Source organism: Pirellulales bacterium (assembly GCA_019694455.1).
GTDB lineage: Bacteria > Planctomycetota > Planctomycetia > Pirellulales > JAEUIK01 > JAIBBY01.
The window spans coordinates 20,580-27,456 of the sequence record JAIBBY010000060.1; the positions used below are offsets into that span (position 1 = coordinate 20,580).

The window sequence follows — 6,877 nt, forward strand, 5'->3', positions numbered from 1 at the left end:
ACCCACAGGGATGAACCCGCTGCCGCGCCGCGCGCTATTGGCCGGCGCGGGCGCGACGGTCGTGGGGCTGGCCGCCTACCCCTACGTGCGACGCGCCTTGACGACGCCGCAGCCGGTTTTTCTTGCCCGTGGGCAGCGCTATGACGGCGATCTGCGAAAAGTCATCCGCGACGGGTTGCGCGCGGTGGGTTTGTCGGCGGCTGATTTTCGTGGGCGGCGCGTGCTGCTCAAGCCGAACATGGTCGAGCCGAACCGGGCCGCTCCGCAAATGACGACGCACCCTTTGGTGGTGGTGGCGGCGGCGGACGTGTTCCGCCAGATGGGCGCCACCGTGCGCGTGGGCGAAGGTCCGGGGCACGTCAAAGACACCGAGATGGCGCTGGTCGAATCGCGCCTGCAAGAGGCGCTAGCCGATGCGCGATTGGAGTTTGTCGATCTGAATCACGACGACGTGGTGTCGGTAAGGAACCGCGGCGGCCTGAGCCGCTTGGAGGAGATGTTCTTTCCGCGGGCAGTGTTCGAAGCCGATTTTGTGGTTTCGATGCCGAAGCTCAAGACGCACCACTGGGTCGGAATGACCGCTGCGATGAAGAATTTGTACGGCGTGATGCCGGGCATCAAATATGGCTGGCCCAAGAACGTGCTGCATCACGCCGGGATTCCAGAAACCGTGGTCGATATCAACGCCACCTTGCCACGCACCCTGGCCATTGTGGACGCGATTGAGTGCATGGAGGGGGATGGTCCGATCATGGGAACCGCAAAGTCGCTGGGCGTGATCGCGGTCGGCCAGAACCTGCCGGCGCTCGACGCGACGCTAGCGCGGATGATGGATTTTCGTCCGGAGCGCATCGGCTACCTGCAATTGGCGGATGGTCGACTGGGGCCGATTGACGCGCGGTTGATCGTAGAGCGGGGAGAACCGTTGCGAGAACTGGTCACTCCGTTCGCCATCATTGATTCGCCGGGAACGGTTGGTTTGCGAGCGACCAGCGTGGGCATCAAAACATCGAGCCACTTCCGCTGCCCCGGCGCCGCGTTGGCGTAGCGCGCCGTCGGCAACGGTCGTAGCGGTTGGATTGAAAGTCGCACATGCGTCTGGCTGGCGTATGGTTTCATTGCTCGCCAATCGACAACGCCGCCTAGCACCTCCCACCTACCTCATGTCGCTGGCAACGACCATCTCCGGAACATCGCACGACGCGCAAGCTGTGGCGCCTTCTTCGGCGCGCGCGCGCTGGGAGCGAAATCTGTGCGCGTGGAACTTGCTGTTGGCGCTCGCGCTTTTGGCGGTGATGGCGCTGCCCTTCTGGGCGGGGCTGGTCTACACCGCCGACGACTTGGGGGGATTTCATTTACCGCTGCGGGCAATGTATGCCGACGAGTTGGCGCAGGGGCGACTACTGCAATGGACGCCTGCGCTGTTTGGCGGCTTCTTCATCGCCGGCGAAGGTCAGGTGGGCTGCTACCACCCCTTGCACATGGCGCTATATGGCCTGCTCGATCTGCGGCCGGCCTATTGCCTGGAACTGCTGTTGAGCTACCCCGTGATGCTGGCGGGAAGCTTTTTTTGGCTGGTTCGCCTATTGGGACGCCGCGACGCCGCCTTGTTTGGCGCGATGGCGTTCACATTTTGCGGCTTCAATCTGCTGCACTTCATGCACACCAACGGCATTGCCGTGCTGGCTCATTTGCCGTGGCTTTTGTGGGCGATTGATCGCATGTCGACAGCCGCCTGCATAAGAGTACGGCGCTTAGCGTGGGTCGTCATCGCGCTGTTGACCGGATCGCAACTGTTGCTGGGCTATCCGCAGTTCGTATGGTTTTCGCTGTTGGCGGAGTGGGGATTCGCCGCGTATCTGTGGCGAGCCGCGCGATTTGACCTGCGCGACGCCTGGTGGCTGTGCGGCGCGCTGGCGGCGGGCGCGCTGATTGGCGCGGTTCAATTGTTGGCGACGTTCGACATGCTGTCGCATTCGGTGCGGCAGAACATTGGCCGCGAGATGGTAGTGCTCGGATCGCTGCATCCGTGGAACCTGGCGCAATTGGTTGGTCCGTATTTGTTCAAGCATCGCGTGGTGGGAATCAACACCCACGAACTGGGGCTGTACGTCGGCGTGATTCCGCTGGCGCTGTTCGCGTGGTTTGTCGAGCGGCCGGCGCGCGTGCGGCAACATCGATCACTGGCTCTGGCCGCCGCGTTCGTCGCTGGCGTGGCATTACTGCTGGCGCTGGGAGAATGGGGCGGGCTCTACGAGTTGCAGGCCTATCTGCCGGTGGTGGGCAAGTTTCGTTTTCCGAGTCGCTATGTGGCGATTGTGTCGCTCGGCGTGGCGGTTGTGGCGGCGGCGGCCTACGGCGAACTGGCCATTCGAGCCTACGAACCATCGAAAGAGCATCACACAAGCTGGATGATGACGCTGTTGCCGCTGGTCAGCATGGGCGTTGCGCTGGCGGCGCCGACGTTGTGGGGATACGAAAATCTGGCCAACGGTTGGCTACGAATGGCCGGGCCGCTGTTGGTGACCGTAGCTTGCGGCCTGGTGCTATTGGCCGAGCGCGGGGCGCGTTGGCCGTTGGCGGCGATGGCGCTGCTGTTGGTCATCGACCTTGGCGCCTATGGCTGCAGCTATGCGATTTTCAAGGACACCGTGTCGCTTGAGGAGTACCTGGCCGCGGAAAAACTACCGCCGGGGGGACCGGGCGATCGAGTCGTCCTTGATTACTTTGATGCGAAGCAGCCACGACCGCGCGCGGGGAATCGCTTGATGCTGGCGGGTTACGAACGCGTGGATGGGTATGCCGGCTTGGAACCTGCCCGGCGATTGGACCTTTCATCGTTGGCGGCGCTGCGCGTGGGGGGAGTTTGCTGGGTTGCCAAATGTCGACAGAGTGACGCGATTGGCGGCCTCGTACCGGTGGATGCGAATTGGTACGCGGTGCCCCACACGATGCCACGCGCGCGATTTGTGACCGGTGCGCTAGCGAGCGAGGCCCCCCGCCGCGACCTGGAACACATCGCGCTAGAGACCACGGCGCTGGTGGACAAGCCAGTGAATTTGGCTGGTGGGCAGCCGGGCAGCGTCAGCGATGTGTATGGGACGCCCGGCGAGATCGAGCTAATGGTTGATTGCCGAGGAACGCAACTATTGGCGCTCACAGAGAGCCACCATCCGGGTTGGCGAGCATCGATCGATGGCGTGAGCGTCGAAGCGCTGCGAGTGAACGGCGACTACTTGGGCTGCGTCGTACCGGCCGGTCGTCATGCTGTGCGGCTGGCGTTTCGCCCGGCAAGTGTTATGTGGGGCGCCGCCACCAGCGCGCTGGGCATGGCGATTACGCTGTCGGTTGGACTGATGGCGTGGCGCCGACGGGGATAGCACCCGGGCGGCTGGCGCGCCACAGATCGCGCAGCGCCGCGGGGGCGCGGGCGGCGCCGAGGCAAAAGAGCGGGGCATAGATGGCGCCCCAGTATTGATTGAACGATTGCCCAACCACCGAGAACGCCACCAGGAACAGGCACATGGTGAGCGCGACGCGCGTGCCGGCCGGGGAATTCCAGGCGGCGAAGCCCAGCAGCGCCAGCGCAAAGTAGACGGCGGCGATCCATTGCGGCCAGACGAGCAATATCGAATTGAGATGGGCCGTGCTGATGACGAACGGGGCGGCGCCGAACCGCACCCAGCCTTGAGCATGCGCGAGATCGTCGGGGCGAATTAAGGCGTGAACGATGGTGAAGTGCCGGCCGAGATAAACGGCATACAGGGCCAGGCCGACAAGCCATACGGCGACTTCGCGCCAGCGGCGGTCTCGAATCGCCATGCCGATCGCGACGATCGTATAAACGGCCGACAGTTCGCGCAAGAATTGCGCGGCCAATCCGGCGACGACTCCCAGCCGGCGCTGGTCGTTGGCATAGGCGAGAATCGACAGCGCGATGAACACGCCGGCCCACAATTCACTGAGATACGCCAGTTGCGGCACAAAGCAAGCGGACACGGCGCCGAACAGGAGCGGCATGCCAATCAGGCAGGCCAGAGTGCCCGCCTCGCGATCGAGCAATCGCAACCCGAGATACATGACCGCGAGGGCCGCCGCGCAGAGGAGCGATTGCGCCAGGTATTGTGGCAAAGCGCCGAAGAGCCACACCGGCAGGGGACAGCGCCAGTTGAAGACGCTCCGGGTGGGATAGCCGCGCGCGCGCAGTTCGGAGGCGATGGCGGAGTAGTACCCTTCGCCGGCGCGGACGCGGTTGGCTTCGGCCTTATATAAGGCCAAATCGCCTTCGCCGGGCAGATTGTGATGGCGATGGTCGTTGCGGATGGGAGAGAGGCTCACCGCCAGGCAGAAGATCATCCCTAGCACAAACAGTCCGAGCACCGAGCGCGCTTGCCACGGCGACAGTCGACTGAAGGGTGTGGCCGGCGCTTCTTGGAGCATGTGTTCACCGCGTCAGGAAGAGACTGTTGATTCACGAAAATTTAGCTCAAAGTCGTATTCGGCAGGCATTGCTCAGCCGTCACGCTTTGCGGCGAATGAATGCTCGACGGCGACCGCGCGTCCACAAGGCGACAAGTCTTGCGTAACCGTCTGACATGGCGCCAGCAAAACGCATAACCGGCGCAAACCAACTCGGAAACGCTAGATCAACGCGAGTGAGAGCCACGATGAAGCCTATGGTTCTCCCCTGCGCGCAGGATTGCGTAGACGATGTTGGCAAGGATGCCGATTTTAGCGATTGCGCTGCTTTTGCTGTTGCCCAGCGGGGGCTGCGCGCTGCGCCGGCATGGCGGGGGGGGATGGCGCGCGAGCGCGCCCACGATCGACTCGTTGCCGCCGGTCGGCCGCGCCGAGATCGTGCCCGACACCGACGCGATTGGGGCGTTCGCGGTGGTCGACTTGACATTGCGGCGTGGCGATGGCGTCGAATATCGCGGACTGACGCCTGAGGAGACGCAGTGTCTGGCGGTGGCTGAATCGCCGCTTGGCGACGCGATCGATGGCGAGCGGCGGGCCATCCAGGCGCCGCCGGGCACATGCGGCCAGGGGGAACGGGCCGCCGCGGTGATGCGCCGATTGCTGGCTTATGCCGCGGCCGAGGCGCGCAACAAGTCGGCGGGAGACTCGCTGGAGGCGTATTACCGGCTGGTGCAGGCCGAAGCGCAGCACGATTTGTTGGCGCGGACGAGGAACACGCTGCGCGCGACGGCGAGCGATCTGGAGCAGGCGCGGCGGCGCGGGCTGACCTTGCCGCCGGAGGCCAACGCAATCGCCTCGCGCCAGTTGGCGGTGAACCATAGCGTGGTCGAGGACGACCTGGCCGTATTGAAGTTGAACACCGCGCTCGCGCAGTTGACTGGCTTGTCGCGCCCCGACGAGCGATTGCGTTTTTGGCCGGTGACGCGACTGGCGGCGACCGCCGCCCCGGTGGACATCGACGTGGCGATCGCCGAAGGCATGGCGCTGCGACCAGAGTTGAATCTGTTGCGCTACGCCGAAGCCTCGCTGGATGAAGAGACGCTGCCGGCGGTGCGGCAGATGCTGGGGGGGATCAGCGGCATCCTGGGGATGCAGCCAGCGGCGCCGAGTTGCAGCGCGCTGGCCAAGCTGTGCGTGCTCTTGTGCGGATCGACCGATGCGGAGGAAGCGGCGGCGCGGCGGCGCCAGTTGCGGCAGTACCGCATCGACCGCGAAGAGGCGGTCGCCGACGAGATTCGCCAGGCGGCGTACACGATCGAGGCGCGAGCGCGGCAAATCGCGCTGGCCAAGGAAGGCGTCGCGCTCGCGCAGCAGCGCTTGACCGACGCGGTGGAGCGGCAGCGTATTGCGCAAGCGACACTGGCCGACGTGACAGCGGCGCAAACGGCGGCGCTTGAAGCACGCGGCGACTTGGTGGGCCGCGTCGTCGAATGGGAACTGGCGCGCGTTGAGCTGCGCGAGGCCCAAGGGAAGCTGGTGAGTGAGTGTCGGGGCAATGGCGCTTGCCCTTAGCGGGCGCGAACCTGAGCCGATAGCGGCCTGTCTCGCCAGCGCCGGCTTGTCGCTGAGCGGCCACTCTGGGATACTCAAAAATCACGCCAATTGGCGGCCGCTTGCGCGGTCGCTCCCATCCCTTCACCCCGTGAACGAGTGCCATGTCGATTGCCGACCGAACGGACGTGACGAGCTTGCTGGAGCGGCTCTTGGCCGACCGCATTTTGATCATCGATGGCGCGATGGGCACGATGATCCAAGAGCACAAGTTCGAAGAGGCGGACTTTCGGGGGCGAGAATTCGCGGATCACGGCCGCGATTTGAAGGGTTGCAACGATCTGCTTTGCGTCACCCAGCCGGCGGCGATCGAGGAGATTCATCGCAAGTATCTGGAGGCGGGCGCCGACATCATCGAGACGAACTCGTTCAACTCCAATCGACTGTCGATGCTCAACTATGGTCTAGAGAATTATTGCCGCGAACTGAACCAGGCTAGCGCGGCTTGCGCGCGGCGGGCCGCCGACTGGATGACCGCGCGCACGCCCGACCGGCCGCGCTTTGTGGCCGGCTCGATTGGACCCACCGACCGTTCAGCGTCGATGTCGCGGAACGTGGACGACCCCGGCGAGCGGAACGTGACCTACGACCAGCTTGTGGAGGCCTACACCGAGCAGGTGGCGGGACTGGTGGAGGGCGGAGTCGACATTCTACTCGCCGAGACGGCGTTCGACACGCTGAACCTCAAGGCGTGCCTCTTTGCCATCGCGCAATATTTTGAAGAACACCATGTGCGCTTGCCGGTGATGGCGTCGGTGACGATCTTTCCCGGTGGGCGCACACTGCCCGGCCAGACGCTGGAGGCGTTTTGGAACTCGATTTCGCACGCCGATCTGTTGAGCGTGGG

General features: G+C 64.3%; 5 protein-coding genes. 4 read left to right on the forward strand and 1 reads right to left on the reverse strand.

Annotated elements, in window-relative coordinates:
* Positions 1–10 precede the first annotated feature (10 nt).
* Positions 11–1,048, forward strand: a complete 1,038-nt coding sequence (locus K1X71_18345; protein ID MBX7075107.1) for a DUF362 domain-containing protein — start codon at positions 11–13, stop codon at positions 1,046–1,048.
* A gap of 115 nt (positions 1,049–1,163) precedes the next feature.
* Positions 1,164–3,380, forward strand: coding sequence for a YfhO family protein (locus K1X71_18350; GenBank protein ID MBX7075108.1), 2,217 nt, complete (start codon positions 1,164–1,166; stop codon positions 3,378–3,380).
* On the opposite strand, the gene K1X71_18355 is transcribed toward K1X71_18350, so the two are convergent.
* Entirely contained in the window at positions 3,337–4,440 is a 1,104-nt protein-coding gene (locus K1X71_18355) for a hypothetical protein (protein ID MBX7075109.1), read from the reverse strand. The two genes, K1X71_18350 and K1X71_18355, sit on opposite strands and share 44 nt — an antisense overlap.
* Before the next feature lie 270 nt (positions 4,441–4,710).
* Here K1X71_18355 and K1X71_18360 point away from each other — a divergent pair, with 270 nt between their 5' ends.
* Both K1X71_18360 and K1X71_18365 read left to right on the forward strand, forming a co-directional pair.
* Complete coding sequence (locus K1X71_18360) at positions 4,711–5,991, forward strand: hypothetical protein (GenBank protein MBX7075110.1); 1,281 nt, start codon at positions 4,711–4,713, stop codon at positions 5,989–5,991.
* A 143-nt stretch (positions 5,992–6,134) separates the two neighbouring features.
* Positions 6,135–6,877 (forward strand): homocysteine S-methyltransferase family protein (locus tag K1X71_18365; GenBank protein ID MBX7075111.1); only part of this gene is annotated, 743 nt, incomplete at its 3' end.

Coding starts and splice junctions, on each gene's coding strand:
- K1X71_18345 (MBX7075107.1), top strand. CDS start 11: ATGAACCCGCTGCCGCGCCGCGCGCTATTGGCCGGCGCGGGCGCGACG.
- K1X71_18350 (MBX7075108.1), top strand. CDS start 1,164: ATGTCGCTGGCAACGACCATCTCCGGAACATCGCACGACGCGCAAGCT.
- K1X71_18355 (MBX7075109.1), bottom strand. CDS start 4,440: ATGCTCCAAGAAGCGCCGGCCACACCCTTCAGTCGACTGTCGCCGTGG.
- K1X71_18360 (MBX7075110.1), top strand. CDS start 4,711: ATGTTGGCAAGGATGCCGATTTTAGCGATTGCGCTGCTTTTGCTGTTG.